Source organism: Pseudoalteromonas sp. ABE4_541 (assembly GCF_056312285.1).
Map to the genome: position 1 here is coordinate 497,574 of NZ_JBSVEM010000001.1, position 20,845 is coordinate 518,418.

General features: G+C 41.1%; 16 protein-coding genes and 1 pseudogene. 11 read left to right on the top strand and 6 right to left on the bottom strand.

The window, feature by feature from the left end:
• Positions 1–112: 112 nt before the first annotated feature.
• The 3 genes from ACW689_RS02370 to metH are packed head-to-tail and all read left to right on the top strand — an operon-like array spanning position 113 to position 4,749.
• Positions 113–1,060, top strand: coding sequence for a homoserine O-succinyltransferase (locus ACW689_RS02370; protein WP_476288316.1), 948 nt, complete (start codon positions 113–115; stop codon positions 1,058–1,060).
• Positions 1,050–2,105, top strand: coding sequence for a homocysteine S-methyltransferase family protein (locus ACW689_RS02375; RefSeq protein WP_476288196.1), 1,056 nt, complete (start codon positions 1,050–1,052; stop codon positions 2,103–2,105). The genes ACW689_RS02370 and ACW689_RS02375 overlap by 11 nt, the downstream gene beginning before the upstream one ends.
• Positions 2,106–2,115: 10 nt before the next feature.
• On the top strand, positions 2,116–4,749 hold the full coding sequence (metH, locus tag ACW689_RS02380) for a methionine synthase (RefSeq protein ID WP_476288198.1): 2,634 nt from the start codon (positions 2,116–2,118) through the stop codon (positions 4,747–4,749).
• A gap of 289 nt (positions 4,750–5,038) precedes the next feature.
• On the opposite strand, the gene ACW689_RS02385 is transcribed toward metH, so the two are convergent.
• The 3 genes from ACW689_RS02385 to ACW689_RS02395 form a co-directional block, all read right to left on the bottom strand.
• A complete protein-coding gene (locus ACW689_RS02385; protein ID WP_476288200.1) occupies positions 5,039–6,382 on the bottom strand; it encodes an ABC transporter permease in 1,344 nt (447 codons plus the stop codon).
• Between the two features lie 232 nt (positions 6,383–6,614).
• Positions 6,615–7,832 (bottom strand): ABC transporter permease, encoded by a 1,218-nt coding sequence (locus tag ACW689_RS02390; protein ID WP_476288202.1) that lies wholly within the window; start codon positions 7,830–7,832, stop codon positions 6,615–6,617.
• A gap of 9 nt (positions 7,833–7,841) precedes the next feature.
• Positions 7,842–9,185: an ABC transporter permease gene (locus ACW689_RS02395; protein WP_476288204.1), complete on the bottom strand. Its 1,344-nt coding sequence runs from the start codon at positions 9,183–9,185 to the stop codon at positions 7,842–7,844.
• A 315-nt stretch (positions 9,186–9,500) separates the two neighbouring features.
• Between ACW689_RS02395 and hrpB the strand changes: the two genes are divergently transcribed.
• Complete coding sequence (gene hrpB / locus ACW689_RS02400; RefSeq protein WP_476288318.1) at positions 9,501–11,927, top strand: ATP-dependent helicase HrpB; 2,427 nt, start codon at positions 9,501–9,503, stop codon at positions 11,925–11,927.
• A gap of 68 nt (positions 11,928–11,995) precedes the next feature.
• On the opposite strand, the gene ACW689_RS02405 is transcribed toward hrpB, so the two are convergent.
• From ACW689_RS02405 to ACW689_RS02415, 3 genes are all read right to left on the bottom strand, one after another.
• Positions 11,996–12,148: a hypothetical protein gene (locus tag ACW689_RS02405; RefSeq protein WP_476288206.1), complete on the bottom strand. Its 153-nt coding sequence runs from the start codon at positions 12,146–12,148 to the stop codon at positions 11,996–11,998.
• Positions 12,149–12,373: 225 nt separating this feature from the next.
• Positions 12,374–12,601: a hypothetical protein gene (locus tag ACW689_RS02410; protein WP_476288208.1), complete on the bottom strand. Its 228-nt coding sequence runs from the start codon at positions 12,599–12,601 to the stop codon at positions 12,374–12,376.
• Between the two features lie 125 nt (positions 12,602–12,726).
• Positions 12,727–13,722 carry a LacI family DNA-binding transcriptional regulator gene (locus tag ACW689_RS02415; protein WP_476288210.1) on the bottom strand — a complete coding sequence of 332 codons (996 nt, stop codon included), beginning with the start codon at positions 13,720–13,722 and terminating at the stop codon, positions 12,727–12,729.
• A gap of 309 nt (positions 13,723–14,031) precedes the next feature.
• Between ACW689_RS02415 and ACW689_RS02420 the strand changes: the two are divergent.
• From ACW689_RS02420 to ACW689_RS02450, 7 genes and pseudogenes are all read left to right on the top strand, one after another.
• Positions 14,032–14,316: pseudogene (locus ACW689_RS02420) on the top strand (glucose/galactose MFS transporter); the annotation flags it as partial.
• Complete coding sequence (locus ACW689_RS02425; RefSeq protein WP_476288212.1) at positions 14,313–15,332, top strand: carbohydrate kinase family protein; 1,020 nt, start codon at positions 14,313–14,315, stop codon at positions 15,330–15,332. The pseudogene ACW689_RS02420 and the gene ACW689_RS02425, both read left to right, overlap by 4 nt.
• Entirely contained in the window at positions 15,319–16,383 is a 1,065-nt protein-coding gene (locus ACW689_RS02430) for an AGE family epimerase/isomerase (RefSeq protein ID WP_476288214.1), read from the top strand. Before ACW689_RS02425 ends, ACW689_RS02430 begins: the two co-directional genes overlap by 14 nt.
• Positions 16,384–16,639: 256 nt before the next feature.
• Complete coding sequence (locus ACW689_RS02435) at positions 16,640–16,792, top strand: hypothetical protein (RefSeq protein ID WP_476288216.1); 153 nt, start codon at positions 16,640–16,642, stop codon at positions 16,790–16,792.
• Positions 16,793–16,929: 137 nt separating this feature from the next.
• A complete protein-coding gene (locus tag ACW689_RS02440; RefSeq protein ID WP_476288218.1) occupies positions 16,930–17,814 on the top strand; it encodes a CPBP family intramembrane glutamic endopeptidase in 885 nt (294 codons plus the stop codon).
• Positions 17,815–18,892: 1,078 nt separating this feature from the next.
• On the top strand, positions 18,893–20,509 hold the full coding sequence (locus tag ACW689_RS02445) for an HAL/PAL/TAL family ammonia-lyase (protein WP_476288220.1): 1,617 nt from the start codon (positions 18,893–18,895) through the stop codon (positions 20,507–20,509).
• A gap of 49 nt (positions 20,510–20,558) precedes the next feature.
• A complete protein-coding gene (locus ACW689_RS02450; protein ID WP_476288222.1) occupies positions 20,559–20,831 on the top strand; it encodes a phosphopantetheine-binding protein in 273 nt (90 codons plus the stop codon).
• Positions 20,832–20,845: the final 14 nt, after the last annotated feature.

A 20,845-nucleotide genomic window follows, 5' to 3' on the forward strand; every position in this document is an offset into this window, starting at 1 on the left:
ATCATAGTTTGAAGTCTCCATTGTTCTTATTTTGGACGTCTAAACATCTAGAGGTTGATATTTTTCGGATTATCTTCATAATGACAGCATAGTGATAGTTTGAGGGTGAATGATGCCAATAACAGTAAAAGATGAATTGCCTGCCATTGTGCGTTTACGTCAAGAAAACGTGTTTGTGATGCCACAAAGCCGTGCAAAAACACAAGAAATCAGACCGATGCGCTTGGCCATATTGAACTTAATGCCAAACAAAGTAGAAACCGAAGTTCAGTTTATTCGTCTTTTGGCAAACTCACCTTTGCAAGTCAATGTTGATTTATTACGCTTAGATACACACCGCAGTTCAGAAAACTCGGAGCAACATCTTGACATGTTTTATCGTTATTTTTCTGATGTGAAAGATCAAAACTATGATGCGCTGATCGTCACAGGCGCGCCGTTAGCACATTTAGAATATGACGATGTTGTTTATTGGCAAGAACTCAAAACCTTTTTTGATTGGGCTGAACATCATGTCACTTCTACGCTGTTCTCTTGTTGGGCGGCGCACGCTGCGTTATTTCATCACTATGGGATTAAGCGCGACCTTCGCAGTGAAAAGCTATGTGGTGTATTTAGGCATCAATGTTACTTTGAGCATGGCGCATTGACCCGTGGCTTTGACGATGAATTCTTAGTGCCACACTCTCGTTATGGTCACGTTGATCCAAGTAAGATAGCGAATGAGAAAGAGCTGGTGGTATTAGCGGGTTCACAAACTGTAGGCGCGTATCTGATTAAAAACTTATCGGGTAGTCAAGTTTATATTACTGGACATCCTGAGTATGATGCAGACACGTTATTGAAAGAATACCAACGAGACTTGCAAAGTAGCCCGGATGCCCCGAAACCTGCGCACTATTTCCCAAATGACGATGCCTCGAATAAGCCATCAAAGACATGGCAAAGTCATGCCTTTTTGTTATTCTCGAATTGGTTAAACTATTACGTTTATCAAACCACGCCTTATGATATTAACCTCGTTAGCCAAGATGTAAGGACTAACAACTATGCTGAATAAACGCGCAGCCTTAACAGAGGCACTTAAACAACGCATTTTAATTTTGGATGGTGCCATGGGCACGATGATCCAAAAGCACAAGCTGGAAGAAGAAGATTATCGCGGTGAGCGATTTAAAGATTGGCATGTGTTGATCAAAGGTAACAATGACTTGCTCAGTATTACTAAGCCTGAGGTGATAGCGCAAATTCATCGAGAGTTTTTAGATGCGGGGGCGGATATTATTGAAACAAATACCTTTAATGCCACGACCATTTCGATGGAAGACTATGACATGGCCAGTGTAAGTAAAGAAATCAACTTAGCTTCTGCACGGCTTGCGCGTAAGTTGTGTGATGAATACACAGCGAATGATTCGGCTAAACCGCGTTATGTCGCAGGTGTATTAGGTCCAACATCAAAAACCTGCTCAATCTCTCCTGATGTGAACGATCCAGGTTATAGAAACATTACTTTTGATCAGCTTGTAGAGGCCTATGTTGAGTCGACGCTCGCCTTGATTGAGGGCGGTGTGGATTTAATTCTGATTGAAACCATATTTGATACGCTCAATGCCAAAGCAGCGTCTTTTGCAGTTGAAGAAGCATTCGAGCAAGCCGGTGTGACCTTACCTGTGATGATTTCAGGCACGATTACCGATGCATCTGGACGTACTTTGTCTGGTCAAACAACAGAAGCATTTTATAATTCAATTCGCCACATTAAGCCGCTTTCAATTGGGTTAAATTGCGCATTGGGTCCTGATTTATTACGCCAATATGTCGTCGAATTATCAAGAGTATGTGAAACATTTACCTCAGTACACCCAAATGCAGGTTTACCTAATGAATTTGGAGAGTATGACTTGGAAGCGCCAGAAATGGCCAAAGAAATCGTTGATTGGGGTAAAGAAGGCTTGATCAATATCGTTGGTGGCTGCTGTGGCACAACCCCAGAGCATATTAAAGCGTTTGCGCAAGGCCTTGAGAAGGTCGCACCGCGCCAGTTACCTGAACTTGAAGTGCGTATGCGCTTGGCAGGTTTAGAAGCCTGTAACTTGAATTAGGAAGTATCCAATGACGCAACAATCAACAGCCATATTTACCAACGTTGGTGAACGTACCAATGTGACCGGCTCGGCTCGTTTTAAAAAGCTAATATTGCAAGAAAATTATGAAGCCGCATTGGATATAGCACGTAACCAAGTGGAAAATGGCGCACAAGTGATTGATATCAATATGGATGAAGCCATGTTGGATTCAAAAGCTGCAATGGTCAAATTTTTAAATCTAATTGCTTCTGAGCCTGATATTTCCAAAGTACCTATCATGGTTGACTCTTCAAAGTGGGAGGTGATAGAAGCGGGTCTAAAGTGCATTCAAGGCAAGGCCATTGTTAATTCTATCTCATTGAAAGAAGGGGAAGCGCCGTTTATTCGCCAAGCGAAAATTATTAAGCGCTTTGGTGCGGCCGCTGTGGTGATGGCATTTGATGAGGTAGGCCAGGCGGAAACCGCGCAGCGCAAATTTGAAATCTGTGAACGTTCATACCGTATTTTGGTTGATCAAATCGGTTTTCCACCTGAAGACATCATTTTCGACCCTAATATTTTTGCGGTTGCAACGGGCATTGAAGAGCACGATAACTATGCGGTTGAATTCATTGAAGGCACGCGTCGTATAAAAGCTGAGTTACCACACTGTAAAGTATCTGGCGGTGTGTCAAATGTGTCGTTCTCATTCCGTGGTAATAACCCGGTTCGTGAGGCTATCCACTCGGTATTTTTATATCACGCTATTCAAGCGGGTATGGATATGGGGATTGTAAATGCGGGTCAGTTGACCGTGTATGACGATATTCCATCAGAGCTGCGAGATGCAGTGGAAGATGTGATCCTCAACAAAGACCCTCAAGCGGGAGAGCGCTTAGTTGAGCTCGCACCTAAGTACTCCGGCATGGCTCAAGCCGCTAAAGTTGAAGATTTAGAATGGCGTAGCTGGCCTGTAGAGAAGCGTTTAGAACATGCACTTGTTAAAGGTATTACCGAATTTATTGAGGAAGACACCGAAGAGTGCCGTGCAAATAAAGACAAGCCAATAGAAGTGATTGAAGGCCCACTTATGGACGGCATGAATGTGGTTGGTGATTTATTCGGTGCGGGTAAAATGTTTTTACCACAGGTAGTGAAGTCGGCGCGAGTAATGAAGCGTGCGGTTGCTTACCTTGACCCTTACATTGAAGCTGAAAAGCAAGAAGGTGAAACCAACGGTAAAATCATCATGGCCACCGTGAAAGGTGATGTACACGATATAGGTAAAAATATCGTAGGCGTGGTGCTGCAGTGTAACAACTACGAAGTGGTTGATCTGGGGGTGATGGTGCCTGCAGAGAAAATCTTGCAAACTGCCATCGATGAAAATGCGGATGTGATTGGCTTGTCTGGCCTCATTACGCCATCTCTTGATGAGATGGTGCATGTTGCAAAAGAGATGACGCGTCGAGGTTTTGAAATTCCATTATTGATTGGTGGGGCAACCACTTCAAAGGCGCATACAGCGGTGAAAATTGAGCCTCAGTACGATAAAGGTGTGGTGTATGTGAATAATGCTAGCCGTGCTGTGGGTGTTGTTTCAAGTTTGCTTAGCAAAACGCAAAAATCGGACTTTTTGGCTAAAACAACCTCTGAGTATGAAAAGGTGCGCGAACAACAGGCGCGTAAGAAGCCTCGTTCCAAGCCTGTAACCTTGCAACGAGCGCGCGACAATGCAATTAAAATTGATTGGGACAATTACACGCCTCCGGTGCCAAAGAGGTTAGGGGTCACAGAGTTTACCGATGTAACCATTGCAACCTTGCGTCAGTACATTGACTGGACGCCATTTTTTATGACTTGGTCACTGGCGGGTAAATTTCCGCGCATTTTAGAAGATGAAATTGTCGGTGAACAAGCGAAAAGCTTGTACGCAGATGCTAATGCCATGCTCGATGAATTTGAAAAAACGGGTGCGTTACAACCTTTGGGTGTAATTGGCTTGTTCCCTGCGAACAGAGTCGGGGATGACATCGAGATTTATACCGATGAAAGTCGGACGGAAGTATTGACGCTATCTTGTCATTTACGTCAACAAACTGAAAAAACCGACTTTCCTAATTACTGTTTGGCGGACTATGTCGCACCTAGAGGTATTGCGGATTACTTTGGTGCATTTGCCGTGACTGGTGGACTTGAAGAAGACGATTTAGCGGATGCATTCGATGCTAAGCACGATGATTATAACAAAATCATGGTTAAGGCGGTCGCGGATAGATTGGCAGAAGCATTTGCTGAATATCTGCACGAGCAAGTGCGTAAGCAATATTGGGGTTATGCGCCAAATGAAGACTTGAGTAATGAAGAGCTGATCCGCGAAAACTATCAAGGTATTCGTCCTGCGCCGGGCTATCCAGCCTGCCCTGAGCATACAGAGAAGAAAAAGATTTGGCAGCTACTTAATACCGAGCAGAGTATTGGTATGAAGCTTACCAGTTCTTATGCGATGTGGCCGGGGGCAGCGGTATCTGGTTGGTACTTTTCGCACCCTGACTCTAAATATTATGCTGTTGCAGCCATTCAAAAGGATCAGGTTGAAGACTATGCAAAACGTACCAATATGAGTTTGGAAGAGGCCCAAAGGTGGCTTGCGCCTAACTTAGGCTATGAGCCGAGCTAATCGCTAAAACTTTAAATAGACTAAAAAAGAGCTTCCTATGGTAGCTCTTTTTTTTTGGTAGGCCAATTTATGACTTTTGGAGTCACTATTGCAGGAGGCAACTGGCAACGCGCAGAACGCATCTATATCTCGTTTGAGTAAGCGTGCCAAACCTTGGTCTTCATGTAGCTGCTTTTCATATAAAACGAAAGGCATCTCGTTGTGAAATACCGCGGTCTGCCCAAATACGTTGCCTTTTGATTGTGTAAGGGATTTGAGAAGGGGTATTAGGGCCTTTTACCTTGCAAACTTATAAGCTCTTTAACTGGCTAGATGGCTGTACCTGCATCGCCTTGTAAATCGGCCACAATCCGAATATACAGGTCGCTAATACTGATAATACAATCGTGCTTATCATGATTGTGATATTCATCTGTATAAAATTGGTGTTGAGGAAATGAAAAATGTTCCTAGCACCTAATAAGCCAACTTGTGCAAGTGCCAAACCAAACACGCCACCAAAAAAACCTATCAAAGCTGTTTCAAAGCCAAACTGAAGCGCAATATTTTGTTTGCTTGCGCCTATGGCTCGTCTTAATCCTACTTCACTTCTTTTGTTATGAAACTTATTGATTAATAAGCTCATACAGTTTAATAAACAAACGGCTAAGAAAGCAAAAGCCAGCCAAACCGCCACTGTGGAATTTTCAGGAACTATTCCTTCATAAAGTAGGTTTTCTGAAATAGTCCGTGTTTTACTCGGAAGTGGCCGAGGAAAGCGACCTGCTTGTTTCTGTTGCTTATCATAGCTATGCAGTAAAGCGGTGTAGTCATCTCTGTCTTGTGCATGTGTTAACTCAACCCATAAATCAATCCAATGACATTCGGCTTTAAGAATAGTTTGAAAGGTAATTGTTTCAGGGTAGGTCGCACAAAATATAGGAAAGTAAGGGCCAATGTATAGCTCGGAGTTAATTTGTGTTTGAAATGGCACATATATATCGTGTGGACTTCGATAGGAGTCAGCAGCATAGCCAAAATAATTTGGAATGGGGTTCCATTCATCTAGTACACCAGAAATAGTAAACGCGTGTTTACCTATCATAAGTTGTTGACCAACAGAGTTTTCACCCGCAAATAACGTTTCATTTAAAGGTTTGCTGATAATAACCTCTAGGCCGCCTTTATTATTTGCCGGTTCTGTCCACGGTGCGCCATACAAAAAGGGGGATTCAAACATGGAAAAGAAGTCGTTATTGATTGAATACATGTAACGCATCTTAGCTTCATTGAGCGGCTGTATTGTGGTTCTAACGAGATCTTTGTGCGTCGCAACCGGTGTATAGGCTTTAACGATATTCGTGTTGTCATGCAGCGAAGATAAATTTACATAGTCTTGGTACGTTACTACTGTTGGTGCTTGTTCTTCGCCGAATCTTTCTTTGTATGGACGGCTTGCATTCCATGCACTGAGGTACACTTTGAGTATTGTGTCTGCTTTGTCTTCAAGTGGGTGCTGAGACATCATATACGTTACAGTATAAGTGATCATAGAAGTTGCAATCCCAATCGCTATGATCAACATCATCAGTGAACTAAGCATGGGAGTAGAGCGAATGCTTAGCCAAGCTAGCTTAATGTAATATGGGATCATAGCGCCTCCACGTAATGAGGAGCTTGATGAGAAACATGCACAATTAGATTCCTTTTGTTAACTTTCTTGACAAATTAGGATACATCAATTTAACCATTGTTGTCTCTATTTTTATTACAAATTGCGTTGAGCTTGTGCAATATGATTGCATGCGCGGCTTTGATATGATTGGATTTCTTATTTGGCATGCAGTGTTGTACCTTGGAGTTTACTCCAAGATACGGTGCGTGAGTTAAGCACTTCGCGTTACAATTGCGGGTGACACTCTGCTGGCTTGATAAACAGGTTGCATGGTTGCTATTTGGCAGATCAGCCACATACAGACAGCGCCAATGACTAAATAACTGATGGGGACTGGACTTAATGATAATATGTTAACTAAGTACACATTGGTGATAATTGAAAGCGCCATTCCCACTAATACACCCATACTGCTAACTAAAAAGCTTTCTAGCATAAAAAAGCGTAAAATTTGTATTTTACTAGCGCCAAGCGCTCTACGTGTTCCAATCTGCTTGCGTCTTGTAATAATGGAAAAACGAACTTGGGCAAAAATTCCTAAAGCGGTTGCGATGCTGATGATGATCATCATGACCATTAAAATAACCACAACGGCGGAGTCATTTTCATGTGCAGTCTGTCTAATTTCTTCAAAAGAGCGCATTTGGTCGACCCATTTCCCTGGGGTTTTCATTAGTAAATTGGTCACATCTTGCATTGCTTGATCACGCATGCCAGGCTTTGCACGCACAATGATTTTTGGCTCAGTCGCAAGGTAATTGGCATTGGTAACAATACCATACCAATGATTTTCCCACCAACTCCAACCACTACTAGGAAACTGATAGGCTACACCGCGTACGGTAAATGAATTACCAGAGGCATAGATTATTTTTCCAACCGCTTGTCGCCAGTCATCGGGAAAGAGCTTTTGGGCTAATGCTTGAGATATCACTAGCGAGTTTTGTCCCATACGGTTTTCGCTCATGTTGGCGTAATAAAAGACTTCATTTTCTGTAAACCAGTCACCGGCAAGAAGCTGAACATCCCAAGTGTCTTTCATATCGTAGCCGCCCCAGTGGCTAGCTGCTCGTACTATTACTTCGTCAGGATTGGGTGGTAGGCTGATATTTTCCGTTCCTCCACGCTGAGAATAAGGAATACTCGATGTGTTGGATGCATTATGAACACTCTCTAGTGACTTGATTGCTGAAAGGTCTTGCTTTAACAAGGCTTCTAGCTCTGACGGTTCACCTTGTAGATTCATGATAAAGCTAAATGTATCTGATTCAGCGATGCCACTATCAGCCGATACGCGCGTTTGCTTTTGCTCTAACATAAAGGCGGTATTTATTAAGATAGTGAGTGTGACTGAAATTTGAAGTATGAGCAGTAATGCCGCGCCTTTACGTTGTTTCAGCGATTTTAAAATAGGTAATAGATCTTTCATCCTTGGATCCTACAAGTTCTTTAATTGACTAGAAGGGTGTACTTGTACCGCTTTGTAAATAGGCCAAAGACCAAATAAGCAAGTTGTAAATACGGCCAAAAAAACAGTGGCGATGATGAGTATTGTATTCATTTGTATAAAGCTGGTGTTGAGAAAGTTGAAAATTCCTCTTGCACTCAATAACCCAAGTTGTGTGAGCAATAGACCAAATACACCACCAACAAACCCAATTAGTGCGGTTTCACAGCCATATTGTAGCGCGATCTGTTGTTTGCTTGCGCCTATTGCTCTTCTTAAACCCACTTCGTTCTTTTTATTATGAAATTTGTTGATTAATAAGCTCATACAGTTTAACAAGCAAACGATCAAAAATGCAAAAGAGAGCCAGACCGCTATTTTGGAATGCTCAGGTACTGCCCCACCATATACTAAAACTTCTTCAATGGTTCGGGCTTTACTATTTATTGGACGAGGGAACCGGCCTACTTGCTTTTGTTGTTCATCGTAATCATGTAACAAACTTGTGTATGCGTCTTTATCACTGGCATTTCTTAGCTCAACCCATAGGTTAACCCACATGCACTCTGATTTAATAATTGTACGGAACGTGATTTCTTCAGGGTAAGTTGGGCAGTAGGTTGGGAAGTACGGGCCGATATACAAAGGAGTATTAATTTGTGTTTGGAATGGCACATATAAATCATGGGGGCGTTGATAAGCGTAGCTTGCGTAATCAAAGTACTTTGGAATAGGGTTCCAATCATCTAAAACACCCGAAATGGTAAAAGTGTGCGCACCAATCAGCAGTGGGTTGCCAACAGAGTTTTCACCACGGAACAAAATTTCATTGAGTCGCTTACTTATTACTACGTCTAACGCTCCACCTAAGTCTGAGGCTTCTGTCCAAGGTGCACCGTACAAAAATGGTGCATCAAACATAGTAAAAAATGCATTGCCGATTGTATACATATAGCGCATTTGTGCTTGAGCTTTTGGCTGGGAGGGGAGTCTAATTAAATCTTTATGTGATGCGATTGGCGTTTGTGCTTTAACAAGGGCGCTTTTTTGGTTTACTTCTGACAAATTAACGTAGTCTTGATAGGTAAGCACATCAGGTGCTTCTTCCCGACCACCTTTTTCCTTGTAGGGACGACTTGCATTCCACGCACTTAAATATACTTTCACGAGCGTATCCGCTTTGTGCTCTATTGGGTGTTTAGACATCATGTACGTGACAGTGTAGGTGATCATCGATGTGGCTATTCCAATGGCAATAATTAACACCATTAATGAGCTAAGCATAGGTGTAGAGCGCAAACTCAACCATGCAAGCTTAAAATAATACTGGGCCATTGTTTTCCCTTATTGATAAGAGCGCGGCAACGAGTGAGAAAGCACTCGAGAAGGTACCGACTTGTTTTTTCTATTACCTTTAGGATACATGAAGTTAACTTAGATTGTCTCTAGATTTTTTTACAAAAAAGTAACTTAGTATACATTTTGATGTCGATTGCTTGTTTAATGTTCAGTTTTTATGAAAAAGCACATGTTTTCATCGGTCAATGTGCCAACCGCTGTTGAATGATTGAGTAAGCGCAAAATCGCACTTAATCAGAAACCTAGGGCATGTTAGAATCGCAAAAAACAGCTGTAATTAGAGTCAATTCTGTGCTGCCAATACAATCTGTATATTCTCAACTCGTTCATGAATTTCAAAACAATAGTACGGTATTGTTGCAAGCCCCCCCTGGCGCGGGCAAATCCACATGGTTGCCCTTGCAGTTAATGAGAGACAATCACTTTAAGCGTATTGTGATGCTCGAACCAAGACGCCTCGCAGCGCGTAATATCGCACGCTTTTTGGCGCAGCAACAGAATGAGTCCTTAGGACAAAGTGTGGGTCTGCGTGTGCGCAATGAGGTGCAGGTTTCAGAGCATACGAGATTGGAGATTGTTACTGAAGGTGTGCTCACCCGTATGTTACAAAGTGATCCTGAACTAACGGGTATTGATTTAATTATATTTGATGAGTTTCATGAACGTTCGCTCGCTGCTGATACCGCCCTAGCATTTGCATTGGAAAGCCAAGCGGCGTTTCGTGATGACTTAAATATTTTAGTCATGTCGGCAACATTGAATACCGATCGATACCAGCAGTTTTTGTCCTGTCCCATTGTCTGCTCACAAGGTAAAAGTTTCGCGGTTGAGGAGATATACCACCCTTTAAGTGATGAAAGTCGATGGTTAGAGGCTTTACCTAAATTGACGCTAGAAGCATTGTCAAAACAACATGGTAGTGTATTAGTATTTTTACCGGGGCAAAGAGAAATTGGGTATATATATCAACAGTTACACGACAAAGTGCCAGATTATGTGGATGTCGTTACTTTGTTTGGTGAGCAGGATAAACGTGCGCAACAAGCTGCGATAGCACCTCCAGTGGCAGGTCGACGCAAAGTCGTATTGACCACCAATGTGGCCGAAACTTCATTGACGATAGAGGGGATCCGTATCGTTATTGATAGCGGAAAACGTCGTGCAGCAGTGTTTAATATCAAAACAGGCATAACCGAACTGATGACCGTGTCAATTTCACGTTCATCAGCTATTCAAAGAGCAGGGCGAGCGGGACGAATTGAAGATGGTATAGTTTATCGTTTGGGCTCAAGAGCGCAGTTTGAAAGGCGCAGCCAACATGATTTGCCAGAGATCTTAAGCAGTGATATCAGCAGCTTATTGCTTGAAACAAAAGTCTGGGGCACGGACCTAGAAGAATTGCCGCTTTTAGATAGACCGAGCTCAATTGCTGTAAAACAAGCATTAGAGTTACTTAAGCAACTAGAAGCAGTTGATGAGCAAGGAAAAATCACTTCCTTAGGCAAAAATATGCAATCCTTTGGCACAGAACCAAGGTTGGCGCATATGTTGATTAAGGCACAGCAGCTTGAAGAACGATTACCAGGGCTTCTCTCATTGGCTTGCTATTTTGTTGCGCTGATTGAAAGTCGAGTGAAAAGTGCGCCAGAGCTAAGAGTCGCGCTACAAAGCCAATTTGAAAGACCGAGCGCTAGCTTCACGCAGTCACTGTCATCTTGGTTAAAACGTATGCGCATTACTTCTCCACAAGAACTGAAATGTGGGTACATTTCTATTCTTGTCTCGCTTGCTTTCCCCGATAGACTGGCAAAACGTCGAGGAAGTGGATTTGCTTTATCTAATGGTGCAGGTGTTGAAAGTCATGAAGACTATTGGCTGGACTGCGGTTATTTAGCAATTGCAACACTTGGCGGCCATAAAGGGCAGCGTATTTTTAGTGCAACAGAACTTGATATCACTTTAATTCGTGACTATTTGCCACACTTATTCCGTGAACAAGAGGTGTGCGAATTTGATGAAAGAAGTGGTCGCTTCGTGCAAGAGTGTCGAACAGTGATTGGTGCTTTGGTTATTGAGTCTAGACCAAGTAACAAAGCGCTTGATATTATAGCACGAACATCTGCTTGGCTTGGGTTGATACAAAAACAGGGCTTTAGACTTTTTGAGCAGTTTCCAAATGTAGAGCAGTTGCTTATACGGATGAGTTTAGCATGTCGGTTTTATCCCAAAGAGTTTTCAAAGCTTGAAGAAGAAACCTTGATGGAGCAGGCTGAGCAATGGTTGTCGCCTTACCTAAATGAGGTTAAACAACTCCCTCAACTCAAAAAGCTGGACTTACATCAAGCGCTCATGAGCAATCTTGATTGGTCTCAGCAACAACGGCTTGATGCGGTTTTACCAACGCGCATGCAGGTACCCAGTGGTTCCAATATTAAAATTCACTACCAACTAGATGGCCCCGCGAAGTTGTCCGTTAAAATGCAAGAGGTATATGGTGTAACGGAGACGCCTAAGTTGTGTGATGGGCAACTTCCATTACTAATGGAGCTTTTGTCTCCTGCGCAGCGTCCTTTGCAGCTAACCCAAGATCTCGCCAACTTCTGGCAAACAAGTTACAAAGAAGTGCAAAAAGAAATGAAAGGGCGCTATCCCAAACACTTTTGGCCTGATGATCCAAGCACAGCACAAGCGACCAATAGAGTCAAAAGTCGTATGTAGCGTCAATAAAACCCCCTAGTAACCATAAAGGGGGGTTGTTTTAGGTTAAGGAAAACTTGTTAAACGCCCTAGAACACATATTTTGAGCCATTTGTTTCTGGGTTCATATCTACAAAATCGACACAAGGAGCCTGCCATTGAGGATCTGTTGGGTCCGTCGGTTCTTCTGAAATGTTAATGGTATAGCTTGTTTCAGAGAAACCATATACAGAGACATACATATTGTCGCCTTGTGCGCTGCATGTTTCTGTTGCGCTAGGTGAAGTGCTTGCATAGGTATGGTTGTCAGTGGTTGGCTCAAAAAGTTTGATTACTTTGAGTATCCAATTTGTACCGTTACTTGAATCTTGTAGTTGTCAATTCTTCGACCCTCTTCCGGGTACTACGTTTGCGCAGCTCAAAGAGTAACCTTTTACCACTTTACTCGTAGAGAATTGATAACTGATCTAGCCCGTTGGCTCAAATGTTATCCATTTAGAATATTGGTTATCATCAAACGCCTTTACAGCTGTTTCGCCATATTGTGTGTTTTCAGCTGATGCTGTAACCACGCCTGCATTTGGTTGAGTAAGATCATCGCTTAGCGTATTGCTTGCTATCGCTTGAGCGCCAATACTTAAACCAAGTACAAACAGTGCCAAAGGTGTTGTATTAAATTGTTTACGATTTTGCATGATATTTATGTTGCAACATGATGAAAATAAAAATTCTATTCAAGTTCGTTGTAGGGGGAGGGAACCTAAACGTGTGTAAGAAACTGGACTGCAAAATATTTTTGCAGTCCAGTTATATTGTTGCATTATGATGCGCGTTCGATTAGCTCAATGGGAACCTGCTGTATCCCATCTTGGATATTGTTTTTAAGAATATAACAAACAGCTTTTGCGATATCATCGGCATTTATTTTTACGGTACTTAAAGGAATACTCATTAGCTTGGAGTCATCCAAATCATCAAAGCCGACTACACCTATGTCTGCGCCAGGCTTTAAGCCCTGCTCAGATAAAAATTCGATAACGCCATAGGCGACTATATCGTTGAAGCACATCACAGACTCGACATTGGGAACTTGAGCTAAACATTCAGACATAGCCATGCGTCCACCATGCCTATTCGTAGCGCTATTAAATACCCAACTTTGTATGTCATCTCGCTCTGAAATGGCTTTATTGAATCCACTCAATCGTTGGTGATAATCAGAGATTGACGCATCACCGCCAATAAAAGCAATGTGCTTATGGCCTCGGTTAATGAGAGATTGAGTCGCTTTATATGCACCAAGTTCGTTGTCGGGCAATACACACGGTACTTGGCTGTTGGTCACTTGTCGCATAATACTCACAACTTGCGTTTGTGGCTTTTGCAATTGATTTAACCAACTAGCTTGGGTGTTTGGGGTAGGGCATATGATAAAAGCGCGTACTCTGTATTCTTGTAGTTTTGAAACGATTTGAGTTTGCGTGAGTGCATTTTCGCTAGTGTTTACCAATGTGGCCATAAAGCCTAATTCACGGATATGCTTTTCAAGCGCTACGGCCAGTTTTGCTGAATATGGGTTAGTTAAGTCGTTGATAACAATGGCCACTAAATCAGATGATTTACTGCGCATTGCTGCGGCTTCGCGATTGTATACGTAACCCGTCTCTTGAATTGCCTTGAGTACCTTTTCTTTTGCTCGTGTACTGGCTTTATCACTGCCTCTTAAAACCAGCGATACGGTTGATTTTGATACACCAGCAACTCGCGCAACATCGTGTACTGTAACGGTTTGGTTGTTATGGTTGTTCTTGTTCAAAGTGATGTTTTCTATAAAGGGTTGGCATAGGTTGATGAAATTAAAATTGTGTAAATTTCATCTCAATAACTTGTATTGTAACAAATCGTTAAGTATATTCAAAAGAAAGAATTTGGAACGTTCCATTTATTGGTAGGGTAAAGTGCAGTGAAGTAAAAGAGGTTCATAATGAAAATAACAAGCCATAGGGGAAAGAGCGTGAAACGTATAGCCATTTGGCATGTTTAACTTTGGAGCTGAACATGCGTATACACAATCATTGCTCAGTGAAAGCGAGCGAATGAGCAAGCTTATCAATGACGAGAATAACTTGCGATGTGGAGTGTGTTGGTAATCGGACTGTTTAACTCGATTATGTTTCCTACTATTTTTAGTTTAGCCATAAGAGGGCTTGGTCGACTCACCGCAAAAGGTTCAGGCTTGTTATGTCAGGCAATCGTCGGAGGTGCGATTTTTCCACTATTGCAGGCAATTGTCGCAGACAGTCAATCAGTGCAAGTGAGCTTTTTGGTACCCGTTTTCGCATACGTATACATTTTATTTTTTGCCGTGAGCCAGTCAATGGCGCGAGTTAAGGAGGCTAGTTTGTCATGAGTGGAGTACTTTGTTATGGCGAAGCGCTGATTGACTTTTTACAAGTACATACAGCACATCAAGACGGTTTAAATGTGCGTGATTATCGTCAGTTTCCTGGAGGAGCACCGGCCAATGCGTCGGTTGCTCTAGCGAAGCTTGGTGGAAGCGCATATTTTGCGGGGCAGGTCGGTGACGATCAATTTGGCGCATATTTAAAAACGAGTTTACAGCGTTATGGCGTTAATACTGAATACGTTTTGACGCATCCAGATGCACCTACGGCACTGGCGTTTGTGCATTTAGATGGGCAGGGCGAAAGAAGTTTTACCTTTGTTAGAAATGACAGCGCTGATTTGTTGTTGTCATGTGAGCAAGTTGTCGCTGATTGGTTTGAACATAGCGAAACCTTGCACTTGTGTAGTAATACCCTAACTACGGAATTTGCAGCCAACACAACCGATGAAGTGTTAAAAGAAGCTAAAAAGCAAGGGCTAGTGATCAGTTTTGATGTCAACTTGCGCAGCAATTTATGGCCAGCAGATCGAATTGATATTGATCGAGTCAACAGTGTTGTTTTTCGTTCAGATGTTGTGAAATTTGCCGCAGAGGAATTTGACTTACTGAGTGGGAAGCAGCGCAAAACGTTTATAAATAAATGTTTTGATGCAGGATGCAAGCTGCTACTCATTACTAACGGTGCACACGCCATTGAGTATCTAACGCCTTTGTCACAAGGTTACCTTGTTCCTCCAAAGGTCAATGTGGTTGACACAACTGCAGGCGGTGATGGCTTCATTGGCGCGATGCTTTTTGTATTGAGTAAAGGACACAAATTGTATTCTTTACTTCTTAATACATCACTACTACATAGTAGTGTTGCCTTTGCCAGCTGTGCAGGCGCCATTGCGGTATCAAAGCAAGGGGCATTTCCAGCTTTACCTTCTTTAAAACAAGCCACCGAATTATTTTACGCACAATATGGCGAGCAGCCAAACAACCTATTTTTAGAGCAAATCAAACGTGAACTTTTATAATTCAACTTTTTTAAAAAACCATGCACAAGCAATCCTAGACTTTTACTCACAGCGTTGTATAGACACAAAGCGAGGTGGCTACTTTCAAAACTATTACGATGATGGTGAGATATTCAATCATGGTTTTAGGCAACTGGTGAGTAGCACACGAATGGTGGTTAACTTTTGCCGTGCATCCATCGTTTTAGAGAACAAAGACTATCTAAGTCACGCAAAACATGGTCTTGATTACATCGAAAAACATCACTGGCGAGAAAGTACACAAACTTATGCTTGGACTTTACAAGATAATCACCCGTTGGATATGACCCAACAAGCATATGGTTACGCGTTTGTAATACTGTGCTATGCGCATTGCTTTAAGGCGGGACTTTTGGAAAATGAGCACAAGCTGGTGCGTACTTTTGAGCTACTAGAATCTCGCTTTTGGCGCGAAGAAGAAGGACTCTATGCCGATACACGTTATGAAGATGGTCGCTTATGTCAGTATCGCGGGCAAAATGCCAACATGCACATTTGTGAGTCGCTTATTGCTGCCTATTCGGCGATAGGTAATGAACTTTATTTACGACGAGCGAAGCTGCTTGCGAAAAAGTTTTGCTTTGAATTAGCTGAGCAAAGCGAAGGCTTAATATATGAGCACTTTACGCCAGATCTCAAACCTGATTTTGTATACAACAAAGATGACCCTAAAAACTTATATCGCCCTTGGGGGTTTCAACCGGGTCACCAAACCGAATGGGCCAAATTGTTACTGCAACTTAATCGCTATACGGCAGAGTCGAAATTGGTTAACAAGGCTATCTTTTTGTTTGATGCGGCTTATCAAAATGCATGGGACCATTTAAAAGGTGGGTTGATCTATGGTTTTGATCAAAAATTACAACCATGCGATAGCGATAAGTATTTTTGGGTGCAGGCCGAAAGTTTTGCCGCAGCAGCACTACTGTATGCTCAAACGCAGTCCCAAAATTACCTAAATTGTTATAACGCGATATGGGCGTATTGTTGGCAGTATTTTGACGTGCTTGAAGGTGCATTAAAAGCATAGCTTTTGACGAGTGCATCTGGTCTTTTGATTGGGTTGGGTGCACTGTTGAATTGTCTAGCGCTGTCATTTTGTTCAATATGATAAATTTTCAATATAATAAATAACTTATAAATCAGCATGCTAAAGCGTTAAGTCTATTTGACAAGGTCTCATAGCTTGCATTGTGTACATTTTATAAACACAGTGATGTGCAGGTAAGGCGTTTTAAGCTTTACCTTTCAAAGAAAATAATCATAACTGAACAACAGGAACAAACATGAAACTCAATAAAGTACAGCTAAAAAAGCTCAAAGATAATAAAAGCTTAACTGACAAGCAGACGCGTCAAATTGCGGGGGCAGCTTATACCAAAGATTATGGCGCTTGTTATACAGCCCCTGTATTTTGTCCAACTGCAACCATTTGCTAAAAGGCAATAGCCCAGTTTAGGCTGGGCTACTTTTTTATATAAAGTCTACAGCTTATCTATTTGATCGAAGTACAATAAGCAAAACAACACATTTTGCATATGAATCGTGCAAATACCTTCCATGAGTTAACTTCGACATGAATTCGACATTTGAACTATTCGGATTGACGCTAACGTTCAATACGGTTGTTACCTTCTGCCCAGCTTTTTTCGCATTAATTGCCATCACGTTAGCAAAACGGAACTTATCCTTATTGTTGAGTTTCTGTTCGGTCTTGCTCGCTGCCTACTTCAAATTAATTGACGGGGTGGCACTTTTTAGCATTGTGGGTTTATTTGTTGCCTGCTTCTTATTTAGCCGTTCCGAGCATAAATGGATCACCACCCTCACGGGGATTGGGATCTTTGTTCTATCAGTTTTACTGTTTATTCATGCTGCCCCCGGTTTTAATAATCCAATGGTCATTGAATCATATCAGGTCAGTAGTGATGCAGTGCCATATTCGAAACACCTCAATTTCGATAAGTTGTTAGTCGCTTTAGCACTACTTTGTTTTGTAGTACCTTCAAAGAAAGTCAGGATGGAGCAACATAAAGCCAAAATACTAGCGGTAATAGCAGCTAGCTACGTTGTTGGCTTTTCAAGTGGTGTGCACTTTGGCTTAGTGCAATGGGATATGAAGCTTAGTCCGATTTTATTTGGTTGGGTACTGACCAACTTATTTATTACCTGTTATGCGGAAGAAGCATTTTTTAGGGGGTTTATACAAGTTCAAGTACAAAACACGTTGAGCCGCTTTGCCTATGGTAATGTGGCTGTGGTTATCATATCAGGTCTACTGTTTGGCCTTGCTCATTTGCCCGGTGGCGCGGCCTACACTTTCATTGCTACGATACTCGGTATTAGCTGTGCCTACAGCTATCAAAAGACTCAAAATATTTTGGTGCCAATATTTGTGCACTTTGTCTTTAACTTAGTTCACTTTTGCTTTTTTACTTATCCATTCATAGCGCAAGCTTAAGTTCTTCAACGCAAAAATGGTGTATTACTGAGTTTTAATAATGACTCAGTAGTCCACCTTATTATTGATATCCAGCCTAGCGTTCACCAGTTAGATGCTTCAACTTTTCTTACTAAGACTGCACTATATCTTTGCATTTCACTTAGAGTGAGTGATTTTTAATTTTTTACATCTACTGCCAATATTGCATGTGTTTTCTCTTGCAGTTGCTTGCGATTATAACGAGAAAAATTCGAATAATTAGATTTTTTACTCCACTAAAAAACTATGGAAAAGCGAGGTAGTAGCAAAAACAAACCCTGTCATTTAAATTTAATTGTTGCGATTTTTGGTGTTTGTTAAATCTGAATTTTATTTTAAAGATCAAATAAACTAAATAATTTCCATTTTATCTATTTTGGTTTTGTGCAGGTCAACTCAGGTGTAATTTATTCTTAATATTAAAGTGATAGTGATAACTTTCATGTTTTTGTCATATATAAATTCGGTAATTATATTCCTTGTATTTTGGTTTTTAGGCTTGTAGAGAATAATAGTTTGCAAGTGTTTTATTACTGTGCTGTTTTTTACGGTTTTTTGTTTTTCAACAAGGGCTGGGTTGTATATTTTTATTCTTGTTGAGCTTTTACTCTTTTTATTAACGACTTTCAAGTGGGTTGGTTTTTATCTCTCTTGTGTAGATTGTTACATTCTTAATTAACAAGAAAGCGGCTTGATTCTAGCTGAAATTTAAGTTTCACATATATTTTTTTATTGTTAATTAGTTGGTTTGTCACTCTATTTTTTTAGGTGTTTTTTGCATTAACTTGAATATGAAAATAATCATATTCACTATTGATTCAGTAAATTTAATAGTGTAAAAATTCTTCCGTACATTAATTGGATAAAGTGCAGCCTATTAGCATTTGGAAGCTGTTAATATTAAATGGCTTTTATTCCTTTTGTTTTCCTTTTTATTACTTTAGGTTTTTTGTTTATATAGGTGGTTAGTTTTTTTTGATTAATTGCAATTGTTTTTTGTTGTCATTTTTTAGTCATAAAACCCGTAATTTAATATTTTTTAAAGGAAGAAGTGAAGATGAGTCATGAACTCTCATATTCAGAATCAAAAGCTGATTTTGAAACTAAAGTTGAATCAACAATAGATATAGATTTAATAAGTCAACTAACATTGGAAGATATAAAAAGATTTGTTTCTGAAAATTTTCCAAAAGTGCAGTTGAATGGAGAAGTTCATAAATCACTTATCGAAAGCAACCGCCGATATATTGATAAGCGAATAGAAAACAGAGACGATATTTACGGTGTTACAACTGGGTTTGGCAACTCAGCTAGTAATCGTATTTCTCCAGCTTTATCTGAAGAGTTGCAGAAAAACTTGATGGCTTATCATGGCTGTGGTGTAGGTGATTACTTAAGCGAAGTGGATTGCGCTGTAACTTTGTTGATCCGTTTAAACTGTAACGCACGTGGCTATTCAGGTGTAAGCTGGGAATTGCTTAAGCAGATGGAGCTGTTTTTACAGCACAAAATTTTCCCTGCGATACCAGCAATGGGTTCGGTAGGAGCAAGCGGTGATTTAACACCTCTTTCATACATTGGCGCGGCACTAAATGGGCAAAGAGAAGTTTACTATCAAGGTGTTGTAAGACCCACAGCAGAAGTATTTGCAGAGCTGAATATCAAGCCTTATACGCTTAAAGCGAAAGAGGGTTTGGCTATTATGAACGGCACTTCAGTAATGAGTGCGATTGCAGCCAATGCCATCAATGAAGTAGAAAAAGCCATTGATATTTCATGTAAGCTAATTGCACTGTTTGTTGAGCTTATTGACGGCAGAGCATCACCATTCCACCCAAAAGTACATGAATTAAAACCGCATCAAGGTCAACGGTACTGCGCTGATCTTATCTATAAACGTTTATCCGACCCAGAGCAAAGGTTAGGTCGTCGACAAAGAACGGAAGACTCTTTTGAGCACGGTATGAAAGAGCAATTCCGTTTACAAGATAGCTACTCAATTCGTTGTTCACCGCAGGTGCTAGGCTCATTAGTTGATACCTTAAACTGGGCAAAATCAGTGCTACAGGTTGAAATTAATTCTGTAAACGATAACCCGCTTATTGATCATGAAAGTGACCTAATTCTAAACGCCGGTCACTTCTATGGTGGTCACATTGCTGCAATTTGTGATGCGCTTAAGCCTCAAGTGGCGAACATGGGGGCGTTGTTGGAGCGTGAGCTAGGCATTTTAGTGGACGACAGACTCAATGGCGGTATTCCAAATAACTTAGTGGCAGTGGATGACTTAGGCAATAAAGCCTGGATCCATCACGGTTTTAAGGCAATGCAGATCAGTGCTTCAGCCTTGGTCGCAGAAGCGCTTAAACAATCGAACCCTATGTCAGTATTTTCACGCACAACAGAGGCGTTAAACCAAGACATCGTCAGCATGGGGACTATCGCAGCACGCGATCTCAAAAATATCATGTCACTTATCAAATCGGTAATTGCTATTCAAGCTATGGCAATTCGTCAAGCTTATTATGTTTTTGATAAAGATCAGTCGGCGGAAAAACTTAATGAATTATCACGTCCATTCTTTGATTCTCTAACATCTCAATTTAATCCAGTTATTGAAGATAGAGCCATGGATAAAGAAATTAAACAAATGGTTGATTATCTTTTTAATTAATTTCTAAAAAACAAATAAAAATTAAGTCGGAAAATATTAAGGAATAATGATGAATACTATCGAAGATATTATCGAATTTATCAAACATGACATTTTAGTTGAAGAGTTAGAGGTTGCAGATTCAGTCGAAGAGATCGATGAGCACGCAGAACTTGTCGGTGCTGGATTAAATTTAGATAGCATTGAGCTATTGGATTTAGTTGCTGCGGTAGAGAAAAAATACCAGCTTAAGTTTAAAGACTTTCCAAGTGATTTAGTTAAACAAAAAATGGCGTCAATTCACACGCTAAGTGAATTCGTTTCTGAACAAGTAGCAGCATAAAAGTAGATTGTAAT